General features: G+C 44.9%; 24 protein-coding genes. 15 read left to right on the top strand and 9 right to left on the bottom strand.

Annotation, left to right across the window (positions count from 1 at the left end):
• The 7 genes from BCT49_RS26220 to purF form a co-directional block, all read left to right on the top strand.
• A partial coding sequence (locus tag BCT49_RS26220; protein WP_277869436.1) for a FimV/HubP family polar landmark protein occupies positions 1-1,928 on the top strand: 1,928 nt, incomplete at its 5' end.
• A 146-nt stretch (positions 1,929-2,074) separates the two neighbouring features.
• Positions 2,075-2,869, top strand: a complete 795-nt coding sequence (truA, locus tag BCT49_RS24410; protein WP_004734161.1) for a tRNA pseudouridine(38-40) synthase TruA — start codon at positions 2,075-2,077, stop codon at positions 2,867-2,869.
• A 176-nt stretch (positions 2,870-3,045) separates the two neighbouring features.
• The gene (gene accD, locus BCT49_RS24400) at positions 3,046-3,972 is read left to right on the top strand and encodes an acetyl-CoA carboxylase, carboxyltransferase subunit beta (protein ID WP_017106162.1); all 927 of its coding nucleotides are present in this window, start codon (positions 3,046-3,048) and stop codon (positions 3,970-3,972) included.
• A 42-nt stretch (positions 3,973-4,014) separates the two neighbouring features.
• Positions 4,015-5,277, top strand: coding sequence for a bifunctional tetrahydrofolate synthase/dihydrofolate synthase (folC, locus tag BCT49_RS24395; protein WP_102438843.1), 1,263 nt, complete (start codon positions 4,015-4,017; stop codon positions 5,275-5,277).
• Positions 5,278-5,844: an SPOR domain-containing protein gene (locus BCT49_RS24390; protein ID WP_102438841.1), complete on the top strand. Its 567-nt coding sequence runs from the start codon at positions 5,278-5,280 to the stop codon at positions 5,842-5,844.
• Positions 5,845-5,905: 61 nt separating this feature from the next.
• Positions 5,906-6,397 (top strand): CvpA family protein, encoded by a 492-nt coding sequence (locus BCT49_RS24385; protein ID WP_004734165.1) that lies wholly within the window; start codon positions 5,906-5,908, stop codon positions 6,395-6,397.
• A 33-nt stretch (positions 6,398-6,430) separates the two neighbouring features.
• The gene (gene purF, locus BCT49_RS24380; RefSeq protein ID WP_017106165.1) at positions 6,431-7,945 is read left to right on the top strand and encodes an amidophosphoribosyltransferase; all 1,515 of its coding nucleotides are present in this window, start codon (positions 6,431-6,433) and stop codon (positions 7,943-7,945) included.
• A gap of 78 nt (positions 7,946-8,023) precedes the next feature.
• Here purF and BCT49_RS24375 read toward each other — a convergent pair whose 3' ends face one another.
• Positions 8,024-8,899, bottom strand: coding sequence for a LysR family transcriptional regulator (locus BCT49_RS24375; RefSeq protein ID WP_004734167.1), 876 nt, complete (start codon positions 8,897-8,899; stop codon positions 8,024-8,026).
• Positions 8,900-9,127: 228 nt separating this feature from the next.
• Between BCT49_RS24375 and BCT49_RS24370 the strand changes: the two genes are divergently transcribed.
• The 7 genes from BCT49_RS24370 to recR all read left to right on the top strand — a co-directional run bounded on the left by BCT49_RS24370 (position 9,128) and on the right by recR (position 15,195).
• Positions 9,128-10,231, top strand: a complete 1,104-nt coding sequence (locus BCT49_RS24370) for a response regulator (protein WP_102438839.1) — start codon at positions 9,128-9,130, stop codon at positions 10,229-10,231.
• 148 nt (positions 10,232-10,379) lie between these two features.
• Entirely contained in the window at positions 10,380-10,517 is a 138-nt protein-coding gene (locus BCT49_RS25960; RefSeq protein ID WP_017106167.1) for a hypothetical protein, read from the top strand.
• Positions 10,518-10,591: 74 nt separating this feature from the next.
• Entirely contained in the window at positions 10,592-10,963 is a 372-nt protein-coding gene (locus BCT49_RS24365) for a YbaN family protein (RefSeq protein ID WP_029225617.1), read from the top strand.
• Between the two features lie 163 nt (positions 10,964-11,126).
• Positions 11,127-11,672, top strand: a complete 546-nt coding sequence (gene apt, locus BCT49_RS24360) for an adenine phosphoribosyltransferase (RefSeq protein WP_102438837.1) — start codon at positions 11,127-11,129, stop codon at positions 11,670-11,672.
• A 17-nt stretch (positions 11,673-11,689) separates the two neighbouring features.
• Positions 11,690-13,984: a DNA polymerase III subunit gamma/tau gene (gene dnaX / locus BCT49_RS24355; RefSeq protein ID WP_102438835.1), complete on the top strand. Its 2,295-nt coding sequence runs from the start codon at positions 11,690-11,692 to the stop codon at positions 13,982-13,984.
• Between the two features lie 200 nt (positions 13,985-14,184).
• On the top strand, positions 14,185-14,514 hold the full coding sequence (locus BCT49_RS24350; RefSeq protein WP_009848672.1) for a YbaB/EbfC family nucleoid-associated protein: 330 nt from the start codon (positions 14,185-14,187) through the stop codon (positions 14,512-14,514).
• A gap of 81 nt (positions 14,515-14,595) precedes the next feature.
• Complete coding sequence (recR, locus tag BCT49_RS24345; protein WP_017111149.1) at positions 14,596-15,195, top strand: recombination mediator RecR; 600 nt, start codon at positions 14,596-14,598, stop codon at positions 15,193-15,195.
• A gap of 58 nt (positions 15,196-15,253) precedes the next feature.
• Here recR and aqpZ read toward each other — a convergent pair whose 3' ends face one another.
• Entirely contained in the window at positions 15,254-15,943 is a 690-nt protein-coding gene (gene aqpZ / locus BCT49_RS24340) for an aquaporin Z (protein ID WP_102438833.1), read from the bottom strand.
• An 87-nt stretch (positions 15,944-16,030) separates the two neighbouring features.
• Positions 16,031-16,279, bottom strand: coding sequence for a YkgJ family cysteine cluster protein (locus BCT49_RS24335; RefSeq protein ID WP_004734153.1), 249 nt, complete (start codon positions 16,277-16,279; stop codon positions 16,031-16,033).
• A gap of 159 nt (positions 16,280-16,438) precedes the next feature.
• Here BCT49_RS24335 and BCT49_RS24330 point away from each other — a divergent pair, with 159 nt between their 5' ends.
• Positions 16,439-16,876 (top strand): YcgN family cysteine cluster protein, encoded by a 438-nt coding sequence (locus BCT49_RS24330; RefSeq protein WP_017067609.1) that lies wholly within the window; start codon positions 16,439-16,441, stop codon positions 16,874-16,876.
• Positions 16,877-17,037: 161 nt separating this feature from the next.
• On the opposite strand, the gene BCT49_RS24325 is transcribed toward BCT49_RS24330, so the two are convergent.
• The 6 genes from BCT49_RS24325 to BCT49_RS24300 all read right to left on the bottom strand — a co-directional run bounded on the left by BCT49_RS24325 (position 17,038) and on the right by BCT49_RS24300 (position 25,562).
• Positions 17,038-18,615 (bottom strand): alkaline phosphatase, encoded by a 1,578-nt coding sequence (locus BCT49_RS24325; RefSeq protein ID WP_102438831.1) that lies wholly within the window; start codon positions 18,613-18,615, stop codon positions 17,038-17,040.
• A gap of 193 nt (positions 18,616-18,808) precedes the next feature.
• On the bottom strand, positions 18,809-20,695 hold the full coding sequence (locus BCT49_RS24320; protein ID WP_102438829.1) for a BCCT family transporter: 1,887 nt from the start codon (positions 20,693-20,695) through the stop codon (positions 18,809-18,811).
• Between the two features lie 169 nt (positions 20,696-20,864).
• On the bottom strand, positions 20,865-21,218 hold the full coding sequence (locus tag BCT49_RS24315; protein ID WP_076669034.1) for a hypothetical protein: 354 nt from the start codon (positions 21,216-21,218) through the stop codon (positions 20,865-20,867).
• Between the two features lie 270 nt (positions 21,219-21,488).
• On the bottom strand, positions 21,489-22,448 hold the full coding sequence (locus tag BCT49_RS24310; protein ID WP_102438827.1) for a ChaN family lipoprotein: 960 nt from the start codon (positions 22,446-22,448) through the stop codon (positions 21,489-21,491).
• A 75-nt stretch (positions 22,449-22,523) separates the two neighbouring features.
• Positions 22,524-23,339 carry a 23S rRNA (guanine(745)-N(1))-methyltransferase gene (gene rlmA / locus BCT49_RS24305; RefSeq protein ID WP_102438825.1) on the bottom strand — a complete coding sequence of 272 codons (816 nt, stop codon included), beginning with the start codon at positions 23,337-23,339 and terminating at the stop codon, positions 22,524-22,526.
• 186 nt (positions 23,340-23,525) lie between these two features.
• On the bottom strand, positions 23,526-25,562 hold the full coding sequence (locus tag BCT49_RS24300; RefSeq protein WP_102438823.1) for a methyl-accepting chemotaxis protein: 2,037 nt from the start codon (positions 25,560-25,562) through the stop codon (positions 23,526-23,528).
• Positions 25,563-25,691: the final 129 nt, after the last annotated feature.

The following is a 25,691-nucleotide window of genomic DNA, read 5'->3' as shown; positions in this document are numbered from 1 at the left end:
CAGAGCCAGAGCCAGAGCCAGTTCGTGCAGCGCATATGCCTGAAATCATTCCAAATGAGTTCGGTGTGCCAGAAGACGATGATTGGCTGATTGAAGATGACACGGCTCAACAAGAAACATTGGCACAAACTGATGAAGTAACGGAAGAGCCTGTGGTTCCTGCTGTTGAGTCTCTGTTAGATGCTGAACCTCAATTAGATTCTGAGCCACAAGTTGAAGCTGCACCACAAACTGAAGTGGCGGAACAAGTTGAGGAAGTAGAACAAGAAGGCGAAGAAGAATTCTCGTTTGATGACTTTGAGCTTCCTGAGTTTAACGAAGAAGACGCATTGGCAGAAGCTGATGCCGAAGTTACACCAGAACCACTAGTACCTGCTGCTGAGTCTCTGTTAGACGCTGAACCTCAACTAGATGTTGATCCGAAAGTTGAAGCTGCACCACAAGCTGACGTCGCGGAACAAGCGGAAGTTTTAGGACAAAAAGACGAAGATGAATTCTCGTTTGATGACTTTGAGCTGCCTGAGTTTAACGAAGAAGATGCATTTGCTGATGCAGATGTACAAGCTCCGTTAGAGTCTGTAATGACGTCTGTGGACTCTCCAGATAGCCTTGAGCCTGAAGTAGATGCTTTAGCCCCTGAAGAAGTAAGCCCGTTAGCCCCTGAAGCAAGTGCTGTTGCTTCTGAGCTTAAAGCTGAAGAGCCGACAGTGGAATCAGAAGAGTTCTCTTTCGACGATTTCGAGCTTCCAGAGTTTGGCGAAGACGATGCGTTAGCGGAAGTGGTTAGCGAACCTGATGAAGCTCAGTTAGAGCAAGACCTATCTGATGGTACAGAGAAGTTTGAGTTCGATGATCTTGACCTACCAGAATACGACGAAGAGAGTGCCAAAGCGGACTCTGTTTTAGATGATATTGAACAAAGCAATACTGAGCCGGTAGCGGAAGACCAAGGCGTAGAACTGGATGTGCTTGATCTGCCTGAATACGGTGAAGATGAAGCTATCTCCGATGCGTTTGCTGAGAAGCCAACACCATTAACGTCTTTTAGCCCACAAGGCGAAGAGCAAGACGCGCTACATGACTTGTTCTCAAACCCGCAAAGCTTCAGTCACTCTGATGATTTCTCGGACGCAGACGATTTATCAGAAACAGAAGTTTTCGCAGGTGCAGAAGAGCCTGAGCTGGCGGCTTTCGGGCAATCAGATGAGTTACCGAGTTCGGCTTCAGAATTCAATTCAGGGCCAGCACAATCGAACTCAGCGCCGACAGCGGTGCAAGACGAACCTCTAGAAGGTTTTGATGACTTTGATGAAACAGCGCTGGCTGAGTTACTTTCAGAAGACGTTCAAGACTCTGTTGACAACATGTTCGATAAACCGTTGGATGCCACATCGATTGATAGCGCTGGGCTAGATATTGATGCGATGCTTGAAGTCGGTGGTGAAGATTGGAAAGGCTTTAACTTAGCACCCGAGCAACAATCGAGCTTGCACAATGATGTGCCGGATGATCAACAAGAGATCTGGGCATCGGCGGAGCAACAACCAGAGCCTAAGATCAAGCAAGAGAATTGGGCACAACAAGACAACTTAACCGAATCAGGAAACAGTCGTGATAAGCAATACATGACGATTGATGAACTGATGGCTCAAGTGGAACAAGAAGGTGAAGACGCGATTAATCCAGATGACGAAGAGTTAAAACTGGATGTTGGCCTTAACGAGTTCCCAGATGTAATCGGTGACATTGGTAATTATGATGTCGACAGCAATGCAGAGGCTGCTGGTAAGCTTGATTTGGCTAAAATCTATATCGAGATGAGCGACTCACAAGGAGCGATAAAGCTCTTAGAGGAAGCGATAGTCGACGGCAGTGATGATATTCGCCGCGAGGCTAAGAATCTTATCGATACGATTAACGGCCGATAAATTAAACGATACGTAAAGGGTAGCATTGGCTACCCTTTATTTTATTACAGACCTTTCCTTTAATATTGCAGATTTAACCCCATCCGATTTGGGGTAGCACTGATTTCCGTATATACTTCTCGCCCATTTTCAAAGAGAACAAGAACATGAAAATTGCTTTAGGTATTGAATATAACGGTACCCACTACTTTGGTTGGCAGCGCCAACGAGACGTGAAAAGTGTCCAAGAAGAATTGGAAAAGGCTCTTTCTGTTGTCGCGAATCACCCTGTAGAAGTTATGTGCGCAGGACGAACGGATGCCGGTGTTCACGGTACGGGACAAGTCGTTCACTTTGAAACTAATGTCGATCGTAAGATGGTGGCATGGACAATGGGCGCGAATGCCAACATGCCGAAAGATATTGCTGTTCGTTGGGCGACAGAAGTGAATGAAGATTTTCATGCTCGCTTTTCTGCTACGGCTCGTCGTTACCGCTACATTATCTTTAACCATGCACTGCGCCCAGGCATTCTTAATTCAGGAGTGAGCCATTACCATGGTCACCTTGATGAGAAAAAAATGCATGAAGCGGGTCAGTACTTGTTAGGCGAGAACGACTTCACTTCATTCAGAGCGACACATTGTCAATCTCGTAGCCCATGGCGAAATATGATTCACTTAAATGTGACGCGTCACGGACACTACATAGTGATCGATATTAAAGCGAATGCGTTTGTTCACCACATGGTGAGGAATATTACTGGCAGCTTAATTGCGGTAGGTAAAGGTGAGCAGAAACCAGAATGGATCCAGTGGCTTTTAGAGGCTAAAGACCGAAAAGTAGCAGGCGCAACCGCAAAAGCGGAAGGTTTGTATCTGGTTGATGTTGATTATCCTGAACATTTTGAGCTACCACGAGAGCCAATTGGCCCTCTATTTTTACCTGATAATTTGAACTAAATGTGAGACTTAGGTTCAAAAATTATTACGGTTTCGTGCGTAAAATAGCGTGAGAAAATAGGTACAACCAGTTTTTTATCTACAGTCGCTGTTTTATGTGCTTTAATTCCCACGCATAATTCCCAAATTTATTTCTTTCGCAATCAAGCGGAGGAATCGAAACAAAAAGGTCTTCCATGAGTTGGCTTGAAAAGATTTTAGAAAAAAGCAACATCGTTACATCTCGTAAAGCGTCTATCCCTGAGGGTGTTTGGACTAAATGTACTTCTTGTGAGCAGGTTCTCTACCATGCTGAACTTGAGCGTAACCTAGAAGTATGTCCAAAATGTGATCATCATATGCGCATGAAAGCTCGTCGTCGTCTGGATACATTCCTAGACAAAGGTGAGCGTGTTGAACTAGGTGCTGATCTTGAGCCACAAGACAAACTGAAGTTTAAAGACTCTAAGCGTTACAAAGAACGTATCTCTACTGCTCAAAAGAACAGTGGTGAGACAGATGCATTAGTTGCAATGAAAGGCGAACTGCTTGGTTTACCTATCGTAGCGTGTGCTTTTGAATTCTCATTCATGGGCGGTTCAATGGGTTCTGTTGTTGGTGCTCGCTTTGTGAAAGCAGTAGACGCAGCTATTGAAAACAACTGTGGTTTAGTTTGTTTCTCTGCAAGTGGTGGCGCACGTATGCAAGAGGCGCTTATGTCTCTAATGCAAATGGCAAAAACCAGTGCTGCGCTAGAGCGTTTATCTGCGAAAGGCCTACCGTTTGTTTCAGTTATGACTGATCCAACAATGGGTGGTGTTTCTGCAAGTTTGGCAATGCTTGGCGATATCAACATCGGTGAGCCAAAAGCACTGATCGGTTTCGCTGGACGTCGTGTAATCGAACAAACTGTACGTGAAGACCTTCCTGAAGGTTTCCAACGCAGTGAGTTCCTACTTGACCACGGTGCTATCGACATGATCGTTGACCGTCGTGAGATGCGTCAGCGTGTTGCAAGCCTTGTTGCTAAAATGACCAACCAGCCTTCGCCATTAGTAGTTTCTGTGAACGATTCACCGAATGAAGCTACTTATGAAGTACCAGAAGCGCCAGAAAAAGGGTAAAGTACCTTCTAACAAACCTACTTAATTATGGTTATGAGTTAGATGAGTCAACAACCTATTCCTCAAGCCACATCCTCATTAGAGATGTGGCTTGATTATTTATCAAACATCCACACAAGCGCTATTGACCTTGGGTTAGACCGAGTTCAGGCCGTCGCCTCTAAGGCAAATCTCACCAAACCTGCTAAACACGTGATTACCGTTGCCGGAACCAATGGCAAAGGCTCAACATGTGCCCTAATGGAAGCTATTCTATTGGACGCTGGTTACTCCGTTGGTGTCTACAGTTCTCCTCACTTAATTCGCTATAACGAACGCGTTCGTATTAACGGCCAAGATCTGTCTGATGAAAAGATGGTTCAATCTTTCGACTTCATTGAGAAAGAGCGTGGTGAAATCAGCCTGAGCTTCTTCGAATACGGTACCTTAGCGGCGTTACGTGCGTTTCAAACCGAAGTAGTAGATGTTGTTCTATTAGAAGTGGGTCTGGGCGGACGTTTAGACGCGACTAATATCGTTGATCATGACGTGTCTGTAATCACTAGCTTGGCTGTCGACCACGTTGATTGGCTGGGTGATGACATTAATGTGATTGGCTTTGAGAAGGCGGGTATCTATCGTAGTGGTAAACCCGCTATTTGTGGTCAACCTAAGCCACCGGCAACGGTTGCTGCACATGCTGATGATATTAAGGCTGAGTTCTACCAAGTGGGTATTCAATATACCTACGAAGTTAACGGCGATAGTTGGAATTGGAACAGCGGTGCATTTCGACTGGACGCATTGCCTATTCCTAGCTTACCGCTACCGAACGCGGCAACTGCATTAATGGCGCTAGGGACTTCAGAACTTAGCATCAGTGATGTCAATGTCGTTAACGGTTTGAACAACGCGCAGCTTCCTGGACGTATGCAACAAATTAGCGACCAACCCGTGATTGTGTTAGATGTGGCTCATAACCCACATTCTGCTGAGTATTTTGCACAACAAGTGACTCAAAAGTATGAAGGAAAAAATTTACACGTTGTAGTCGCCATGCTTCATGACAAAGATATTCCCGCGACATTGGAAGTATTAGCACCAATTGCATCACATTGGTACCCAGCTTCACTGCAAGGGCCACGTGCGGCAACAGCAGCTGAATTATGTCAAAGCCTCCCACAAGGTGTTGAGCAGCATTCAAACCCTGTAGCAGCGTTTGAAGCGGCTTTATCGGCTGTTAAAGGTAATGATGTTGTGTTGGTAGTCGGTTCTTTCCATACTGTTGGAGAAGTCTTGGAGCATTGGCAGAAAAAAGGAAACTAAATGGCAAGTAAATTCCAAAGCCGATTAGTCGGCACCATCATTTTAGTCGCGATTGGCGTTATCGTATTGCCAGACGTGCTTGATGGTAAGAAGCTCCATTATAAAGAGGAGTTTGCAAGCATTCCGATTAAGCCTGAGCTTGATAGTAATGTTGAGGTTTTTGAAGTACTCGACCCCGTTGAAGATCAGATTGCATTACCGGACTCTCCGGTTGAGCAAGTGATTGAAAGTGGAAATTCAGAAACCCAAACCGCGTCGGCTTCAAATAATAAAGAAGCAGACAAAGTGGCCGTGGTGGTTAAACCGGTACCTGAAAAAAATGAATACCAAGATAGTGCTTGGCTCATTCAATTGATGGCTTTGAAGAATGCTGACAATGCAAAAAGCATGGTTAAGGATTTACAAAAGCGCGGTTACCAAGCCCACACGAAGCAAGAAAAAACTTTTACGCGAGTAATTATTGGTCCCGATGTCTCTAAATCCAAACTTGAGCGACAAATTAAGGAATTAGAAAAAATTACGGGTTCAAAAGGCCAACTGCTCAAATTTAAACCGTTAAATCCATAAGAAAACGTTTGCGTCAGCATTTTTTCTGTTAAAATGCGCGCCAACTTAAGATGAAGAATTCATGAATTGGTTAGATTTTGTCATTTTAGGCGTGATCGGCTTCTCTGCCGTGATCAGTTTAGTTCGTGGTTTCGCTAAAGAAGCGTTGTCATTAGTTATTTGGTTTGGAGCATTTTTTATTGCTAGCCAGTACTACGCTAAATTAGCAATGTACTTCACCAATATCGAAGATGAGATGTTTCGTAACGGAACTGCGATAGCAGCATTGTTTGTTGCAACGTTAGTTGTTGGTGCCTTAGTTAACTATGTCATCGGTCAACTAGTTCAGAAAACAGGCCTGTCGGGTACAGACAGAATCCTCGGTGTCGTCTTTGGCGGTTTACGTGGTGTTCTGATTGTCTCAGCAGTGTTGTTTTTCATGGATGCGTTTACTGCATTCCCAAGTTCTGAGTGGTGGGAGAATTCGCAGTTGGTTCCGGAGTTTAGCCGAATCATTGCGCCGTTCTTTGAGCATTTACAAGCAACATCTAGTTTCTTATCTGGCGCGCTCTAGCGCCAGTTAATGTCGAAAATCGAGGATTAGGACATGTGTGGTATTGTTGGAATCGTGGGTTCAACACCTGTAAACCAGTCTATTTATGACGCTTTAACGGTATTGCAGCATCGTGGCCAAGATGCCGCTGGTATTTGTACCATAGAAAGCAATCGTTTCCGTCTGCGTAAGGCGAACGGTTTAGTTAAAGATGTTTTTGAAGCAAAACACATGCAGCGCCTCCAAGGTAACGTTGGTATTGGTCATGTTCGTTATCCTACAGCGGGAAGTTCGAGTGCTTCTGAAGCGCAACCTTTCTACGTAAACTCTCCTTTTGGCATCACGTTGGCGCACAACGGTAACCTAACGAATGCAAGTGAAGTTCGTGAGAAGTTGTTCGAAAAAGACCGTCGTCATGTCAACACAACGTCTGATTCTGAAGTTCTACTGAACGTATTGGCTCATGAGATCGATACGGTTAAAGGTAATGTGACTTCAGAAGATGTGTTCCGCGCAGTTGCAAACGTACACCGCACTATTCGTGGTGCTTATGCAGTCACAGCGATGATCATCGGCCACGGCATGATCGCATTCCGTGACCCACATGGTATTCGTCCACTGTGTCTTGGTAAGCGTGAAATTAACGGTAAAACAGAGTACATGGTTGCGTCTGAGTCAGTGGCGTTAGACGCTGTTGGTTTTGATTTTATGCGTGACGTTGCTCCTGGTGAAGCTATCTACGCAACATTCGATGGTGAGCTTTTCACTAAACAATGCGCAGACAACCCACAACTAAACCCATGTATTTTTGAGTTTGTTTATTTTGCACGCCCAGATTCATTCATCGACAAAATTTCGGTTTACAGCGCACGCGTTGAGATGGGTGAGATGTTAGGTAAGCGTATTAAAGAAGAGTACGCGGACTTAGACATTGACGTGGTTATTCCAATTCCTGAAACATCAAACGATATCGCACTACGAATTGCTCAAGCGATTGATAAGCCATATCGTCAAGGTTTCGTGAAAAACCGCTACGTTGGTCGCACGTTTATCATGCCTGGTCAGCAACAACGTAAGAAGTCGGTTCGCCGTAAACTCAACGCGATTCGTTCTGAGTTTAAAGGTAAGAACGTTCTATTGGTTGATGACTCGATTGTTCGTGGTACGACATCAGAGCAGATCATTGAGATGGCTCGTGATTCTGGCGCAAGCAAAGTCTTCATGGTTTCTGCTGCTCCTGAGGTTCGTTTCCCGAACGTTTACGGTATTGATATGCCAAGCGCGACTGAGCTTATTGCTCATGGCCGTGACAACGAAACGATTTGTAAGCAGATTGGCGCAGACGCTTTGATTTTCCAAACGCTACCAGACTTAATCTCTGCTGTAGGTATGGGTAATCAAGACATCTCTCGTTTTGATACGTCAGTATTCAACGGCGAGTATGTAACAGGCGATATCGACCAAGCGTACCTAGATTTCCTAGATTCTTTACGTAATGACGATTCAAAGGTTGAGCGTGAGATTCAACAAGATCTCGCGAACCTAGAGTTACATAACGAAGGCGCTTAGTTTACTCACAAAAAATGAGTAATAAAAAACCAGAGCATCGGCTCTGGTTTTTTTGTTTGCGGGGAAGGGGATTGAATCTTAGTGAATGTGGTATGCGATCACAAAATCGATAAACAATCTAACCTTCTCTGGCAGGTGGTCTTTGTGGTTATAAAGCATGTAAATATCACGAGGGTTAGCACTCCAGTCTTCTAAGACTTGTACTAAGCTGCCATCTTCAATGTATTCACGGATCATTACATCAGGCATTAGGGTGATACCTAGGCCCTCAGAACAGGCTTGTCTCACGACATTAAGCGCATTCGCATTGAAACGACCTTTCTCGCTGTTGACCACTGTCTCTTCATTCGAGTTACTCAGTTGCCACTTAATGAGTGGGTAACCTTTGAGTAGAGAATGATTCGCCAGTTCTTCTGCGTGGCTTGGCGCTGGGTTCTTCGCTAAATAGTCAGGGCTTGCGATCAGAATGTCTTTGACTTCACTGATCTTTCTGGCGATTAAGCTTGAGTCACGCTGCGGGCCGACTCTGAAAATGACATCCCACTCTGTTGGGTCGAGCTGATCAGCTTGGTTATTCATCATTAACTCAATATTGATATCAGGGTATTGAGTCATGAATTCGCTGAACATCGGCATCATCATGCGCTTAGTCAGGTTGGAGGGAGCGGTAATACGAATCTTCCCTGAAGCCCCTTTACACACGTCAGTGAGCTCTTCTGCAGTAGAAGATAGACGTTGCAGTAACGGAGAGCATTCATTGAAAAAACGTTCGCCTGCCTCTGTTAAAGAGAGTTTACGCGCGTGTCTATTGAGAAGCCTTAGGTTCAAAGAATCTTCTAGGGCTTGGATGCGTCGTGTAATGGTCGCAACCGGAATCATAGTCTTGCGCGATGTTGCGGTGTAGCTCCCATTTTCAACGACGAGTCGAAAGAGGTTTAAATCATCTAATTTCATAAATCCAGACACATTTGTTTACAATCTCATCTAATTTATACGTAACAGTGAGATCAATGTTTGCGTTACGTCAACTCGTTGCACTATTTACAAGTATTCCAACCCTCGTCACGAATTACCAGTAAAGAGTGCACATTTGTGTATTTAGCATTTTATTACTAAGTTTTATATTAGTTCTTAGAACGGATAACAATAATAATTCGACTTAGTTTTGTGAGGTTATAGATTATGTACAAAACTCACAGTCAGCCAGTAATGACCTCGGCTCAGGAAGTTCCCAACCAGAAATGCGTTATGTTGGTTGATGATGATCCTATTTTTCGCCGTATAACCAGCGCGTATTTAGACAAGATTGGTTATAAAGTGGTTGAGGCTGAAAATGGACTGGACGCTCTGCAAAAACTTAGAGACTCAGCGCCAGATTTAATTGTGTGTGACTTATCAATGCCGATTTTGGACGGCATCGAGCTAGTAGAAGAGCTCAGCTTGGAGTACCCGTCATTGCCTATGATCGTTGTATCAGGGACCGATGACATGTCAGATGTCGCAAAAGCACTGCGTTTTGGTATCAAAGACTTTCTAGCGAAGCCGTTAGAAGATCATGGCCACTTAGGAAGCGCGATAGCGAATACATTAAAAGATTCGTTCGACAATATTTCAGATCAACGAGATTTCTCAAGCCAATGGTTCTGCGTCGATGATGGGGGAGAGATCCCAGAAGACCAAGAGCTGCATTGGCACCTAAATTACTTGCAAGATAATCCAAGTGCTGCAAAAGACTTGTTGCATGCGTTGTTACCTGAAAAAGACACTAAGCAAGGTTCGTGGCGCTGTAGCTATCGATTGTTGCAGTCGACAGAAATGATGCCACTTGTTTTTGATTACGCGTGGATGATGAACGGGCAGTTTGCTTTTTACCTCGTCGATTCGTCGTCTGCTGATAACGGAGGCTCTGCAACCACATTGTTGGTGAGAGCTCTGTTCCATGACTACTTGAGAAACCGCAAAGATTTTAATGCTGATCTCAAAGATATTGCTGAAATTCTAGAAAAAGGAATCCAATGCTCTAAGTGCTCAACACCAGTTAACGCTTTGTTCGGTGTCGCCGATCTTGCTGAGGGAACCATTTCTATTTTACCTGCGGGTTTAGATGGTCAGTGGTCAAATGGTGAATTGAATCAACATATTGCTGCAGGGGAGCGTTTGGGAGAAAACTGTAAGAAGAACTTCATTACTCGAGACCTGCCGATTCAACAGGGTTGTCAGTTGACATTGAGCCTACTGGGTTCGGCGAGCTTCAGCTTAGATATCCACCAAGGGTCAACCGATTAACCCTATTTTTCCTCGGTTTTTGTGAATAATTGATTAAGGTATAGTTGCGCAAATGGTGTGGCTATGCCTTTTTTGTTAAATGTCGATTTAGCAAAGCGGGTTTGGTTCGCCAGATACTTACCTTTACTAACAAAAATAAGAAGCAATCATGGCAGATAACAAAGACTTTAAAGACCCGTTTAATGTATTCTATTTTCTCGGATTTTTAGCCGCATTTTTAATGATTCCATTGCTACCAGCAACACTAACGTTGATTCGTGTATTCAATGGTTACGCAACATTCTAGTTAAGTTATTTTAGTCAACCTATGATAGCTAACTCAAGGAGGCCACAATTAGCGTTCGAGTTATAAGCCTGAATATTGCTGGTGGCCTTTGTATATTCCTCGCGGTTTTAGGTATTGTTTTACCTGTTCTGCCCACAACACCTTTCCTTCTTCTTGCTAGTGCATGCTTCATGCGAAGTAATCCTAAAGTTCACAAATGGATGCATGAGCATAAAACGCTCGGCCCGCTACTGAACAATTGGTATCAACATGGTGCTGTGACCAAGCAAGTTAAAACGCGTGGCGTATTCTTTATCTTGTTGAGTTTTGCGTTATCGATCTACTTTGCCCCGATCATTTGGGTCAAGGCCTTCCTAATTTGTGTACTTGTTATTCTTCTCACATGGTTTATGCGACTTCCAACCCATGAGTTGGTTGCTGACAGCAAAGAAAATCACTACCATTAAGCCAGTGTGCCTGCTTCAATAGCGGGCGTTTATTATTTCAGCAATCAGGGTTATGACTCTCGTTGCAATGAATACCAATCGTACCTTTCCTTAATCCAGTGCATTAACGTGTTTGACTCGTTAGTGAGAGTTTGGAAAGCGGCCTAATGAAGTGCATAAGATTATGAACACAGAAAAAATCGCTCTGATCAAAGCAAGCATCAAAACCATTCCTGATTACCCAAAAGCGGGTATTTTATTCCGTGACGTGACAAGCTTGATGGAAGATCCAGCCGCGTACAAAGCGACGATCGCACTGTTAGCGGAAACTTATAAGGACATGGGCTTTACTAAGATCGTGGGTACTGAAGCTCGTGGTTTCTTGTTTGGTGCGCCTTTAGCTCTAGAGCTGGGTGTTGGCTTTGTTCCTGTTCGTAAGCCAGGCAAGCTGCCTCGTGAAGTCGTGGCGCAATCTTATGAGCTTGAGTACGGTACGGATACGTTAGAAATCCATACGGACGCTATCGTAGAAGGCGACAAAGTACTTATGGTTGATGACTTGTTAGCAACTGGCGGTACGATTGAAGCAACAACTAAGTTGATCCGTCAACTTGGCGGTGTGGTAGAGCACGCTGCATTCGTTATTAACCTTCCAGAAATCGGTGGTGAAAAACGCTTACAAGGTTTAGATCTTGAAGTGTTTAGCATCTGCGAATTCGACGGTCACTAATCCTTTCGGAATTATTCATGAGCTATCTTGCGTTAGCGCGAAAATGGCGACCAACCAAATTCAAAGAAGTGGTTGGTCAAGCCCATGTTTTAACAGCATTAGAGAATGCACTTAGCCAGAACAGGTTGCACCATGCTTACCTGTTCAGCGGGACTCGAGGTGTCGGTAAAACGACCATCGGTCGCTTATTTGCTAAGGGTCTAAACTGTGAAACAGGCATTACCTCAACACCTTGTGGTGAGTGTGCAACCTGTAAAGAGATCGATGAAGGTCGTTTTGTTGATCTTCTTGAAATTGATGCTGCATCTCGAACTAAGGTAGAAGATACCCGCGAGCTTTTGGACAATGTCCAGTACAAGCCCGCACGTGGTCGCTTCAAGGTTTACCTGATCGATGAAGTACACATGCTGTCTAGGCACAGTTTCAACGCGCTTCTAAAAACCTTAGAAGAGCCGCCTGAGTATGTGAAGTTCTTGCTCGCAACGACCGATCCACAAAAGCTTCCGGTTACGATTCTTTCGCGTTGTCTTCAGTTTCATCTCAAGCCGATTAGTGTCGATAATATCCACGAGCAGCTTGATCATATTCTTGCACAAGAAAGTGTGACCTCTGAGTCTCGTGCACTTGGCATGATTGCCCATGCTGCTGACGGCAGTATGCGTGATGCGCTGAGTCTTACGGATCAAGCTATTGCGTTGGGTAACGGTAATGTCGAAACGGACACTGTTGCTCATATGCTCGGAACGCTGGACACTGACCAAGCGATTCATCTACTTGAAGCTATCAGCAGTAAGCAGCCACAAGTGGCGATGGCTTGCATCCAAGGTCTTGCCGAGAATGGCGTGGAATGGGATGGGTTGTTGAGTCAACTTGCGACCCAATTGCACCGTCTGGCCATGTACCAAGCGCTGCCATCCACCTTAGATAAAGCGCAGCCTGATGCTGAACGACTAGAACTACTTAGCAAAGCGTTGAGCCCACAAGATATCCAGCTGTACTATCAGATTGTGTTGAAAGGGCGTCAAGACCTACCATTATCACCAACCGCTCGTGTTGGCATTGAGATGGTGGTTCTGCGTATGTTGGCATTCAGACCTGCAGAGCAAATTAGTGCGACGGCTATCTCGACTGAGTCGACTAGCCCAGCGCCAGTAGCTCAAGGACAGGCTCCAGCTCAAAGCGTTGCTCAGCCTGTGAGTCAACCTGCGCCAATGGCAGCTCCGAGACAGCCAGTTCAGGCTCCTGCGGTTTCACAGCCTCAAGTGCAGCAACAAGCGCCTCAACAAGCTCCTGTTCAGCAGCAACCTGTGCAGCAACAACAGCAGCAACATCAACAACAGAACCCGGCACAATATTCAGATTCGCAAGGTTACGCTGATCATTCAGGCAACCAAGGTTATCCAGAACAAGATTACCCGCACAGTCAGTATGATGCGCCACCGGCTTATGACGAACGTCCAAGCTACGGTGCAGAGCAAGCGATGAGCCCTGCGACTCAGCAAATGCCACCACAGCATAATCAAGCGACGAATCAGAGCCAGCCTCAACAGGCAAGCGCTGAACCGACGCAACAAGAACAACCAGCACGCTCTTCATCGCCAGTGAGTGGTTTACGCCACCAACTGCGTTCTCAACGCAGAGGTAGTGCAGCACCAGAGAGCAAAGGTTCAACGCCAAAAAAGGCTAAAGCGACACCAGCTAAAACTTCAGTTCTTGACCGAGTTGCTCAGCAACACGGTGGTTCTGAGCGGGTGTCGCCAGCTTCTTTAAAGACCTCTTCGACAGAAAATGTTACCAATGATAATGAACCTTATCGTTGGAAACCGTCTAAACCTGTAGTAAAAGAAGTCAGCAAAGAGCTTACACCTACTCAGATCAAGCGCGCGCTTGAGCATATTAAGACACCAGAAATGGTCGAGAAATTGCTCAAAGAATCGATTGCTCAAGATGACTGGTCCGCCACGATTCAAAAGCTAGAGACCGCGAAGCTTGTTGAACAGTTAGCGTTGAATTCAGTGTTTGATAAAAATGGCACTTCGATTGCCTTAACGCTGAGAGCAAGCCAAGCTCACTTGAATACCGACCGTGCACAAAGCGAGCTATTACAGTCGCTCAATGCTGTGCTAGGAGAAGAGTGTCATTTGAGTGTGGAAATCGGCGATGGTGGAGAAACGCCACTAGAATTAAGAGAAAGGCTGTATCAAAGCAAGTTGAAAGACGCGTTTTCCAGTTTGGAGAACGATGCCAACGTACAGTTTATCGAAAGACGTTTTGCTGCCGAGCTTGATAGAGATAGCGTTCGTCCAATATAACGTTTCTCCAATATAACGTTTCTCCAATGCAACATTCTATCAGGATAGAGACCTCTTTCATTTAGTGATGGGCATATCATCCTTGGAAAGCAAATCAGAGAACTGAACTCGTGGGGTTGAATCACAGAGCTTTAACCCCCATTTAAGCCCTTAGTAGCTTAAATGATTTTAATAAACCAATTAGACCAGAGAGTAATAACATGTTTGGTAAAGGCGGTATGGGCAACATGATGAAGCAAGCCCAGCAAATGCAAGAACGCATGCAAAAGCTTCAAGAAGAAATCGCAAATATGGAAGTTACAGGTGAGTCAGGTGCTGGCCTTGTAAAAGTTACGATTACTGGTAGTCACAGTGTTCGTCGCGTTGATATCGATGAAAGCCTAATGGAAGACGATAAAGAGATGCTTGAAGATCTTATCGCAGCCGCTTTCAACGATGCAGCTCGTCGTGTTGAAGAGACACAAAAAGAGAAAATGGCTGGCGTAACTGGTGGTATGCAACTTCCACCAGGTATGAAAATGCCTTTCTAAGCGACTTATTTATAAGAGACTTGTCTCGATCAACGGCCTATTTTGAATAGGCCGTTACTTTAAAAGTTAGAACGGTTAAATATGCGTACCAGTCATATGCTGGAGCATTTGATGGAGGCCTTACGTTGTCTACCTGGGGTTGGCCCCAAGTCGGCGCAGCGTATGGCCTTTCATTTGTTACAGCGCGATAGAAAAGGCGGCCTACAGTTGGCTGAAGCTCTTAGCCAAGCAATGACTGAAATTGGTCATTGTAATGAGTGCCGTACTTTTACTGAAGAAGATACTTGCCACATTTGTACCAATCCTAAACGTCAGGATAACGGTCAAATATGTGTAGTTGAAAGCCCTGCAGACATTGCAGCCATTGAAGCAACTGGCCAATATTCAGGTCGTTACTTTGTGCTTATGGGGCATCTTTCACCACTTGATGGTATCGGTCCAAGTGATATCGGTCTCGATGTCTTGGATTACCGTTTACGTCGTGGTGATATCACTGAAGTAATTCTAGCGACCAACCCGACAGTTGAAGGGGAAGCAACAGCGCATTACATTGCTGAACTCTGTAATGCCCATGAAGTGAACGCCAGCCGTATCGCCCATGGTGTTCCCGTTGGTGGTGAGCTAGAGCTGGTGGATGGCACCACGCTTTCGCACTCCTTACTCGGTCGTCATAAGATCTAAAAAAGCCGCTCATTTGAGCGGCTTTTTATTTTGTTCCGAAATCCTGTTTATTTAATGCTTAGTCCTTCCCACGTACTGCTTTGTATATCACAGCTCCAATCACGGCTCCAATAATCGGTGCAACCCAGAATAACCATAGTTGCGAAACAGCCCAGTCACCGACAAACACAGCTACACCAGTACTTCGAGCGGGGTTCACAGAGGTGTTGGTTACAGGGATGCTGATAAGGTGAATTAGGGTTAAACAGAGACCGATTGCGATAGGTGCGAATCCAGCCGGTGCTTTAGAGTCGGTAGCGCCCATGATCACGAATAGGAACACCATGGTCATGACAATTTCACAGACGAGTGCTGCGGTAAGTGAATAGCCACCAGGAGAGTGTTCACCGTAGCCATTCGAGGCAAAACCAGAGGCGACAACATCAAAGCCTGCTTGGCCAGAGGCGATAACAAGTAACACGCCACCCGCAATAATACCGCCAATCACTTGAGCGATAATGTAAGGTGCGACTTCTTTGCCATCGAAGCGACCGCCAGTCCAGAGGCCAATCGTGACCGCGGGGTTGAGGTGACAACCGGATATGTGGCCAATAGCAAAGGCCATGGTGAGTACGGTTAAACCAAAGGCGAGGGAAACTCCGAGTAGACCAATTCCCACATCGGGGAAAGCGGCGGCTAAGACGGCACTACCACAACCACCTAACACCAACCAAAACGTACCGAACATTTCTGCGATATACTTATTCATAACTATCCTTATTAATCTGTACCAGTATCAATAAGATAGTTTAGATTTATCAAAGTTGTGAAATCTTGGGCATTTAGAAAAGAAATCTTAGGTAATAGCTTCTAGTTCGATAAGGTTATCGAGAGCTTCTTGGTCCGTCTTTCCACAAATAATAGGGCAGGCTTTGAACTGATGGCACACCTTAGGACGTGAAGGTTGGCCGAATAACTTACACAGATCTTGCTCATTTAATTGGATGCAGCGTACGCCAGCAGGCTTGCCATTAGGCATTCCAGGAATAGCAGATGTAATACTCGGAGCGATACAACAAGCTCCACAACCTAAACGACATTCCATCAAATTAAACTCACTAAATAACAGGGTGCGCGATAGTAGCAAAAAACAATGGGAGTGACAGCTATTGATTGGATCACAGAATGAACAATTTTTATCCTTGAACTTTTTATGGGCTAACGGTATAACACGCACCCCAGTAAAAGAGTAAGAAGTAATCCTATGACGAATCCATTTTGGCAAGAAAAGACACTAGAGCAAATGACCGAGAATGAGTGGGAATCACTTTGTGACGGTTGTGGTAAGTGCTGCCTACATAAACTAATGGATGAAGATAGCGATGAAGTGTACTACACCAACGTGGCGTGTAGCTGGTTAAACGACAAAACATGTTCGTGTAAAGACTACCCGAATCGCTTCACTTCAGGTGAAGAATGCTTGAAGCTGACTCGTGACAAGATTCATGAATTCCATTGGCTACCAGATACTTGTGCTTACCGTCTTTTATCTGAATCTAAGCCGATTCCTGAATGGCATCCACTGATTACGGGCTCTAAATCAGAGATGCATGCTGCAGGTGAAAGCGTTCGTAACAAAGTGGTATACGAAATCGATGTTGTCGATTGGGAAGACCATATCTTGAATCACCCAAATCGCTAAGTATTATAAAAACAGCCGCTCTTGAGCGGCTGTTTTGCAATCTGGCGTTGCCCAAATTTAAAACTCACTTACTCACTTACTCACTTACTCACTTAGCTTAAAGGCTTAAAACAAAAAACGCCCCGAAGGGCGCTAAGTGAAACGAGCAAAAAAGATTCAGGCTAGTTTACTTGTTGTTTAATGTATTCACCCAGTTCTGAGTGGTGCATGATTTTCGAAACCGGCAGTATCTTTTCAGCTGGGCCCCAAGCAAACACATTCACTGGTGTATGAGTGTGTGTCCCTGTACCCCAAACGATGTTTTGGCCTGTTGCTTGTTCGCGAGCAAGCAAGTTGCCACGGTCGTTGTAAGGGAAGAATGCATCGAAATCGTTGATCGCTGGCACTTCTTCTGCCGATAAGTATTTGTGCTGAGCCAGTCGATATGGATTCGGCTTACTTGCTAATACGTTTTTCGCTTGTTCAGCAGTGATAGGGAACTCACTGTTTTTGCTGACGATCTCAGCTAGCTTTTCAGGTGTTTGCAACGATTTATCCAGCTTCTGAAATTCGCTTATCATGCCGTAGTAGCTTTGCTTCTGATTGTATAAACCATCAAGAATATCGAATGCGCCAAAGTTAAAGTTGGGTGCATAGTCGCGGTCGGCAAAGGCTTCGCCAGAACGTTTCTGTGGTTTTGGTAGGTTATTCGACGAGTAGCTGAAACCGAAAGATCCTGTTTCGTGGTCTGCGGTCACAATCACAAGCGTGTCTTCACGATCTTTCGCCCATTCGTACACAGTCTGGATTGCTTCATCAAACTTAAGCAATTCATGCAGCATCGTACCCGCATCGTTGCTGTGGCCAGCCCAGTCGATTTGGCCGCCTTCGACCATTAGGAAAAAGCCATCTTCATCTTTGGATAGGATGTTGAGTGCTTTTTGTGTCATCTCTTTCAAACTTGGTTGAGTTCGTTCGCTACTCTTTTTCTTATTGCTGTAAGCGATGCCATCATCCATACCTGAGTAGGCGAATAGGCCAAGTAGTTTCTCGCCCTTAGCGTCGTCTAGCATGTTGCGATTAAACGCCAGTTGGTAGCCGTATTTCTCTGCTTCAGTGAGAAGGTTACGGTCATCTTTACGCTTTGATTTTAGGTAAACATCACCTTGAGTCAGTTGCTCAAGCTGCTTATAAGTTTCACCTTTGTCGTTGGTTGATTTAGGGATCCAATGACGCAGCCCTCCAGAGAGCATCACATCAGCGCCAGTAGCCAGCATATCGGATGCAATTTGATTCTCTAACGATCGGTGAGGTTGGTGAGCGGCAAAAGACGCAGGAGTCGCGTGAGTTAAGCGCGTATCAGACACTAAGCCAGTCGCCTTACCTGCTTTTTTTGCTTTCTCAAGTACCGTCTCAACATGGTTACCCTGAGAATCAATGCCGATCACTTCTGAGCCGCTATAAATACCAGTCGCAAGCATGGTCGCAGAGCAAGCTGAGTCAACCACGATTGCGTCTTCCGGATGCGTTAGGGATGAACCAATAACGCCTTCTTGCGCCAATTGGTAAAGGGCTGTTTTGTTCCCTTTATAGATGGAGTTTGGCGCTTGGTTTGCGTAGGTCTCTAACAAACCCACTTGCTGTGGTCCCATGCCATCGCCAATCATTAAGATAACGTTTTTTATTTCCACTGAAAGCACGTTAAATGAAAGTGTGGAAGTTGCCATTACGGCAATAATTGGTTTTATAAGCTGCTTCATTGTTTATCCCTATTTATATAAGCGGGATGATTAGAACACCGATTTGTGTCAAAGTCGTTTCATATTTGTTTCATCAATATGAAATTGAGCAATAACTCAAGTTTTTAGAAAAGCATAAAAAAAGGCTCACATTTCTGTGAGCCTTTGGCTTATTTAGGAGAGTCCAAATCAATGGACTGTGTCATGGCTAATGTCAAGCAAGTGGCAGTTCAGCAACCACCTGATTGAACGCGACTCGAGCTTTCTGAGCTTGCTCTGATAACTCAACTTTTTTCGCTTGAGCTGTGCTTAGGTTGTTTTCAGCCTGCTCAAGTGCTTGTTGTAGGTTTTCAGGAAGCTCATGTGTTTCCATTTGCGCACCCTGTTCAAGAACATAAGCGCGGATTTCTTTCTTCACATCGGCAAGGGCTTTATAAGCCTCACGTTCAAGTTCTGCTGCATCTTGTGCTGCATCTTTTTCTTTCTCGAACTGTGCCAATGCCATACCTTCTGCCGACCATGGATCCATGTCTGGCAGCTCTTCGATGTTAATCGTTGGCTCGATGTAACTCTCTTGGTGACGCAAATCGAGGCTCGTTGCACGAACGGCTGAGATCATCAACATCACAGAGATAGCCAGTAGCGGTAAGCCACCAACAATCGCAGCCGTTTGAAGCGTACTTAAACCACCAAGGAACATTAGAATCGTCGGTAAGAATGATAGGGTAAATGCCCAGAACATTCGGTTCCAACGCATTGGCTCTTCCGTTACGTTGTTTTGTACTACTGACGCCAAAATGTAAGAGATCGAGTCGAACGTTGTTGCAGTGAAAATAATACACAACAAGGTGAACACAGCGATCACTAACGTGCTCATTGGCAATTGTGCCAACATCGAGAAGATAGCTTTGGTTGCGCCTTCTTCGTTTAGGATTGCAACGACATCTAGCTCACCAGATAACTGTAGGGATAAACCGTAGTTACCTAAGATCATGAAGAATAAGAAACAGCCTAATGAACCAAAGAAGATAGAGCCTGACACCATTTGTTTAATGGTTCTGCCGCGAGAGATACGCGCAACAAACAGGCCCATGCTTGGTGCGAAAACTAGCCACCATGCCCAGTAGAAAATAGTCCAATCTTGTGGGAAGTGTGTGTTTTCAAACGTGCCGTAGCCGCCGAATGGTTCAGCCCATGTTGCCATCACGAAGAAGTTAGACAATAGGCGACCAATCGAATCTAAGCCTGTTTCAAGCATGAAAATCGTTGGGCCAGCGATTAGGACGAATATTAATAGTCCCATTGCGCCCCAGAAGTTGATGTTGCTGAGGATTTTGATGCCTTTTTCCAAACCCGCATACGATGAGTACGCGAATATCGCAGTACAAACCAGCAGCACCATAACTTGAGTTACGTTATTTTTTGGCAAGCCGAATAGGTGGTTAAGGCCTTCAGTAATAAGAGGGGCAGCTAAACCTAACGTTGTTGCAGCGCCACCTAATAGACCAAAGATGAATAGGATATCGACAACTTTACCCGCAACGCCGCGGCTATGGTGCTCACCCAATACTGGCATCAATGCACTAGAAATTTTTAGTACAGGTTGTTTACGTACATAGAAAAAGTAGGCAATAGGAATCGCAGGGATTAGGTAGATAGACCAAGCAATCGGACCCCAGTGGAACAAACCATAGGTCGCAGCCCAACGAACGGCTTCTTCACTGCCAGGTTCTAGTTGGAAAGGCGGTGATTGATAGTAGTAAGCCCACTCAATACAACCCCAGTACAAGATACTCGCCCCGATACCACTACAGAAAAGCATTGCTGCCCATGATGCGGTTTTGAATTCAGGTTCTTCATCAGCTTCACCCAGCTTAATTTGTCCCATGTCACTGAACACAACGTAAACCATGAAGGCACAAGCTGCGAGTCCAAGCGCTAGGTACAAGAAACCAAGTTGGTCGGTCATAAATGTTTTAGCTACCGCAATCCAGTCTGCTCCTTGCGTCGGGAACATAATCAGCGGGAAGATGATCGTGAGTAGGAGTGCTATCGCACCAAAAAAGGTTGGCTTATCAATAAGCGCAAAAGAGTTTTTCACGAGTATTATTCCATTAAAATGAGAACGGAATTATGTCGTGAACTCGTTTTTTAGGACAAATCGGGTCTGTTGTCGTGACGACAAATCGATTTTTTGCAATGAAAGAGGCTCAGTGCGATAGGGACAATGCACGTGGTGCGGTGAAAGGAATGCAGTAAAGGGGGTAAGGTTAAATCAGAGCGAGAAGAATGCCACCAACCGTTGCCGCTGCGGATAAGTATTGCCCTGCTGAATAAGAGTTATCTTCCTCTTCTTCAATCTTATCTGGGTGATCCATACCAAGCGCGCCATGAGCAAATGATTCAACCTTATCCGTTACGGTTTCATTCTCTGCTGCAACTCTCTTCGCTTCTTTATCGATTTCTTTAAGGGCAGATAATAGGGCTTTGCCTTCATCAGAAAGCTTAACGGTATTTTGCTCAACCTTAAGAGGCGCAGGCTTTTCAGCTTCAGTGCTTTTAGCTTGTGCGTTCATTTGCGAAGGTGAATACAGCTGAGTGTTACTCGTTCCTACTGGCGTCATATCGCTCTCCTTACATATCCTTAAATATAGTATCGGCAGAGGTGTGAAAAACTTGTGCAATTAATCATCGATAGTGATGCTTTTTATTCGCACATTACATTTTCTTCTGCTTAATCAAAACTGCTTGGTAATTAAGCAATTCCTATGCCGATATCAATATTTATCTTAAGGCGCGATTGAACAAGCTTTTAGCGTGCCAGACTTCTAGGTTACCAGGTTTCTCGCTTACCAAACTTAAACCTAAATAAAGCTTAAGTCTGGATAGCGAATTTAGTCGCACTTGAGATCGGAACCGCGCTTAGACAGGTGCTTGTATGCCTTCATTCGGTTCTCTTTTTGAACAAAGCGAGCGGGTGGAGAAAGTACTTTGAGCTGGTAATCATTAGTATCCGATGAGAACTCGTCAACCGGGCTGATAACGGCCACTTTCAAATCAGGGTTACGACGTAAAATAGAAGCCGCAGTGCCTAAACCACCTTCGGTGTGAAATTTGCCCGCGACATGAATCACTTGCTGATTGGGGTTCGATGCGAGGTAATCAACAATCGATTCAGCCATGGTTTCGTCCCACGTTACCTGAGCGGCAAACTGCTTTTCGGTTTGCTCTGGTGTACCGTGATGCATGGAAGCCATGAATTTTTCTTTGTAAGGGCTATCGCCAGTATCGACTTCGGATGCAACCCAGTTTCGTTGCTCTGAAGATAGCTGATCTAGATAAGTTAACCCTTTACGGCCAATACATTGTACAAACGGCTTGGGTGCGTTTGCCGCAATGATATCGACGTCGTTGGTTTTAGCGAACTCAACTAACGCGCGGTAATCACTTTCGTAATTTGGCCAAGCTGCCGCTTGAGACATAAGAACTTGTTCACCAATCTCATCATTTAGATATTGGTTCAATGTGTCTTGATGCTCTCGAGTGAACTGCTCCATTGAAAGCGCAATGTTTGATGTGGCGTTGCGGCGTGCTTTTAAGAAGTCGGTTTGAAAACGATGGATTGCCGAATGAGTGTGCCATTCGCCAATGAGAACCACATCAGCGTCAATCAACTGTTGAGGTAATGCCTCGAGAGACAGCGTTTCGCCTTGTGGAGAAGCAAACTGGTAATCATAGAATGTGGAAACGGTTTCCGTTTGCGTGTTAGCCACTTTTTGAGAAGTGTTGTTTGAAGGTTGATTAGTACAAGCCGTGAGCAGGGTTGCTAATCCGATAAGAATAATACGTTGCATGAAATGCCTCCTTGAAGAACACGCATACTAAAGGAGGCAAGATGAGATTTCAATGCAAACGATAATCAATATCAATTAAATTTGTTTGCGGTACACTCGCAGCATAAAGTCAGCTTCACAGTTGAATTGCTCAGCATCAGTGAGTTGTTGTTTAAACTCTTCACTCGCTTTCCAAGCAAACGGCGTCATCTGTAGCAGGTCGAATGCGTCTGACCCCGATAGTTCCATCATATAGTTTAGTTGCTCTTGGTGCTCAAGCGTAAAACCTTCGATAACTTCTGGATCTTCATCGTGCAAGCGAACACCATCATAAATCGCATCACGCAGTTGATACAGGTGTCGGCTAGCAGGTGTCACGGTGATCACGACGCCATTGTCTTTGATGGTGCGCTGTAATTCTTCAGCCTTACATGGCGCATAAATGCGCAGAATGCCGTCTAAGCTATTTTCAGCAAAGGGTAGGCGATGGCTCGAAGCAACAGAGAAATCGACCGCAGGGTAGCGTTTAGCGGCATATTTGATAGCAATCTTAGAAATGTCTAGGCCAAAAGTAGCGCCACTCTTTTCTTGAAGATTTACCGCAATTTCGTTGGTGTAATACCCTTCGCCACAACCAATATCTAACAGGCTAGGTGCCTCTTCTGGCAAGTAGCGAGAACACAATCCAACAACGGCTTGGCGCATTGGATCGTAATGGTTGCCTTCAAGGAAGCGGCGACGTGCCTGCATCATCTCTTTGTTGTCACCTGGATCTTTTGAGCGTTTGTGGTGCGCTGGCATCAAATTGACATAGCCTTCTTTCGCTAGGTCGAACTGATGGTTCTTTTCACACTTAAACGTACGATCGTGTTGAGATAAAGGTTGGTGACACAAAGGGCATTGGTAAGTCATTGCGAACTCGAGGTAGAAATTTCAAGTTCAAAATTTTAACAGGAAGCATAGAGGGGCGCTAGAATAAACGCAGTTGTCTTAGCTAGTGACAGCCAGTGAAGAGATAGAGCCAACGTATGGCTGGCTCTATTGGTTATTAGTGGTTCACTTAGTATGGCCGTTAACAATTATGGTTAACCATAATTGTTAACTAAAGAAGTTAACCTGATTCTTCAACGATTCAGCTTGTTTTTGAAGTTCGTCAGCGCTGTGGGAAGTCTTAGCACTGGTTTCACGGCTCTGCTGGTTGAGATCGCTGATCGCATGTGCGTTAGCTGCTATCTCTTGAGAAACCTGAGCTTGCTCTTCTGATGTTGCAGCAATGGTTTCTGCTTGAGAAGCAATAGATTCAACTTGAGAGGCAATAGACTCTAGAGCTGTGCCGGCTTCTTGTGCTTTATCGAGTACTTGATTGGCATTTGATTGGCTCTGCGTCATTAGGTTCACGGCATTGTGTGTCGAAGACTTCAGTTTCTCGATGATGCTCACTACATCTTGTACTGATGTTTGTGTTCTATGAGCGAGCGTTCTTACTTCATCAGCAACAACGGCAAAACCACGACCTTGTTCACCCGCACGTGCAGCTTCAATCGCAGCGTTCAATGCAAGTAAGTTGGTTTGTTCTGCAATGTCATCAATCATCTTGGTGACGGTTTGAATGCTTTCACTATCAGAGCTCACTTGCTCGATGGCCGATGCTGATTTGTCTAATTGATCATTCAGTTGGGCAACATCAATACACACACCTTCAACGACTTCTAAACCTTTCTGGCTGTCTTCATTGGCAAGGCGAACATTTTCCGCAATGCTATTTACTTGTTGCGCCACGGATTCTGCAGAGGTGGCCATTTCTTCTATGGCCGTAACAACTTGCTCAACCTGTGCTTGTTGGCGATCAGATTGACTCAAGTTGTGGCTAGCATCTTGTGACACGCTGCTCGAGCTGTTCTGTACTTGGTCACTGGTCGCACGAATCTCGCCCACTAATGTATTCAACTGGGCTGCCATGTTCGCCACACCAGTGTTTAGGTTGCTGATTTCGTTCTTAGTCTGCTTACCATTGTTTGGTATATGTAAGCTGACTTCGCCTTTCCCTAAGCGCAACATGTATTCGTTTAGAGTGGTTAGTGGCGTCAGTGTACGGTTTAACACGAAGGTTAAGGCGACGATGGTAGCGGCAGCAATCAAGGTGGCAATAATAGCGATGAGCTTCAACAGTTCATCACTGCCCTTGGTCACTTCCTTGATAAAAGTACCGCCAAGCAGTTTCCAATCCCAGCCTGGAACTTCTGTGTATACGAGGTACTTTTCACCAACGGTTTCTTGATACTGGAACGGGTATCGAATCAGCCCAGACGATTGTTCAAATATTTGGTAGAAAGGTTTGTTGCCGTCGTAATCAGCCACTTCAATAATCGACTTACCACCTCCAACTTGAGTAGGGTGCAGTAAGTACTGGCCTTGGTGTTCTTTTTCGTTATCTACAATGATGCTGTAACCAGTATCACCCCAAGAAACCGAGCGTAAAGATTCAAATAAGCTTTGTGTCGCATCTTCAACAGGCAAGCCAATGAAAGAGACGCCGTTTACCTTGCCTTGTGCATTTGTCAGAGGCGCATAATAGGTGATGTAACGCTGACCAAAGAGTTTTACTTGAGCGTAATAAGGTTGGCCATTTTTGAGTTTGTTATAGCCGGGATGGTTTTGCCCTAATGTGGTCGCAACGACTCGTTCACCTGACGGTTTTTTAAGAGAAGTCGACACACGAATAAAGTCATCGCCAAATGGGGCAAATAGGGTGGCTACGGCACCTGTGTCTCGGGTAAAGCTATCAACGAGTTTCGTGTCGTTGATCAGGCTCTCACCATATTGTGTCATGTTAGGAATTGAATGACCGTTGAACTCAACGTCATAGCTTTCAACGTAAACACCTGCTAAGTAACCGTTTCGAAAGGTAGACTCTAAAACTTTGGCGGTATGCAGGTAGGCATCAAATTGGCCAGAGATGGTTTTGGCCATCGCTTCCACTTTGGATTGATGTTCCTTTAATGTGTTTTCTAATAATACCTGTGAGGCATTTCGATAGACGAGTGTTGCTATAGACCCAAAGGCGATAAGCAAGCACAGCAAAATGACCAACTTAAGTTGGAAGCCGACGCTTTGGTTTTTGTATTTATCGAACATGAATTAACTATCCTGTTTTCATTGAGCCGTTGTTAAGTGGGGTTAGGAAGGTTTATTGAGTTTTCTATCATAGAAACTTATTTATCGGCAGCAATTGATAATTATTAATGAATTGATAGTTATATTTAT

It is taken from the genome of Vibrio lentus, from assembly GCF_002875945.1.
Taxonomy (GTDB): Bacteria; Pseudomonadota; Gammaproteobacteria; order Enterobacterales; family Vibrionaceae; genus Vibrio; species Vibrio apostichopi.
This window is presented reverse-complemented; position numbering and strand designations above follow the sequence as displayed.

What these genes read in the sequence shown, in the direction of transcription:
- truA (WP_004734161.1), top strand. Translation starts at nt 2,075, where the DNA reads ATGAAAATTGCTTTAGGTATTGAATATAACGGTACCCACTACTTTGGT.
- accD (WP_017106162.1), top strand. Translation starts at nt 3,046, where the DNA reads ATGAGTTGGCTTGAAAAGATTTTAGAAAAAAGCAACATCGTTACATCT.
- folC (WP_102438843.1), top strand. Translation starts at nt 4,015, where the DNA reads ATGAGTCAACAACCTATTCCTCAAGCCACATCCTCATTAGAGATGTGG.
- BCT49_RS24390 (WP_102438841.1), top strand. Translation starts at nt 5,278, where the DNA reads ATGGCAAGTAAATTCCAAAGCCGATTAGTCGGCACCATCATTTTAGTC.
- BCT49_RS24385 (WP_004734165.1), top strand. Translation starts at nt 5,906, where the DNA reads ATGAATTGGTTAGATTTTGTCATTTTAGGCGTGATCGGCTTCTCTGCC.
- purF (WP_017106165.1), top strand. Translation starts at nt 6,431, where the DNA reads ATGTGTGGTATTGTTGGAATCGTGGGTTCAACACCTGTAAACCAGTCT.
- BCT49_RS24375 (WP_004734167.1), bottom strand. Translation starts at nt 8,899, where the DNA reads ATGAAATTAGATGATTTAAACCTCTTTCGACTCGTCGTTGAAAATGGG.
- BCT49_RS24370 (WP_102438839.1), top strand. Translation starts at nt 9,128, where the DNA reads ATGTACAAAACTCACAGTCAGCCAGTAATGACCTCGGCTCAGGAAGTT.
- BCT49_RS25960 (WP_017106167.1), top strand. Translation starts at nt 10,380, where the DNA reads ATGGCAGATAACAAAGACTTTAAAGACCCGTTTAATGTATTCTATTTT.
- apt (WP_102438837.1), top strand. Translation starts at nt 11,127, where the DNA reads ATGAACACAGAAAAAATCGCTCTGATCAAAGCAAGCATCAAAACCATT.
- dnaX (WP_102438835.1), top strand. Translation starts at nt 11,690, where the DNA reads ATGAGCTATCTTGCGTTAGCGCGAAAATGGCGACCAACCAAATTCAAA.
- BCT49_RS24350 (WP_009848672.1), top strand. Translation starts at nt 14,185, where the DNA reads ATGTTTGGTAAAGGCGGTATGGGCAACATGATGAAGCAAGCCCAGCAA.
- recR (WP_017111149.1), top strand. Translation starts at nt 14,596, where the DNA reads ATGCGTACCAGTCATATGCTGGAGCATTTGATGGAGGCCTTACGTTGT.
- aqpZ (WP_102438833.1), bottom strand. Translation starts at nt 15,943, where the DNA reads ATGAATAAGTATATCGCAGAAATGTTCGGTACGTTTTGGTTGGTGTTA.
- BCT49_RS24335 (WP_004734153.1), bottom strand. Translation starts at nt 16,279, where the DNA reads ATGGAATGTCGTTTAGGTTGTGGAGCTTGTTGTATCGCTCCGAGTATT.
- BCT49_RS24330 (WP_017067609.1), top strand. Translation starts at nt 16,439, where the DNA reads ATGACGAATCCATTTTGGCAAGAAAAGACACTAGAGCAAATGACCGAG.
- BCT49_RS24325 (WP_102438831.1), bottom strand. Translation starts at nt 18,615, where the DNA reads ATGAAGCAGCTTATAAAACCAATTATTGCCGTAATGGCAACTTCCACA.
- BCT49_RS24315 (WP_076669034.1), bottom strand. Translation starts at nt 21,218, where the DNA reads ATGACGCCAGTAGGAACGAGTAACACTCAGCTGTATTCACCTTCGCAA.
- BCT49_RS24310 (WP_102438827.1), bottom strand. Translation starts at nt 22,448, where the DNA reads ATGCAACGTATTATTCTTATCGGATTAGCAACCCTGCTCACGGCTTGT.
- rlmA (WP_102438825.1), bottom strand. Translation starts at nt 23,339, where the DNA reads ATGACTTACCAATGCCCTTTGTGTCACCAACCTTTATCTCAACACGAT.
- BCT49_RS24300 (WP_102438823.1), bottom strand. Translation starts at nt 25,562, where the DNA reads ATGTTCGATAAATACAAAAACCAAAGCGTCGGCTTCCAACTTAAGTTG.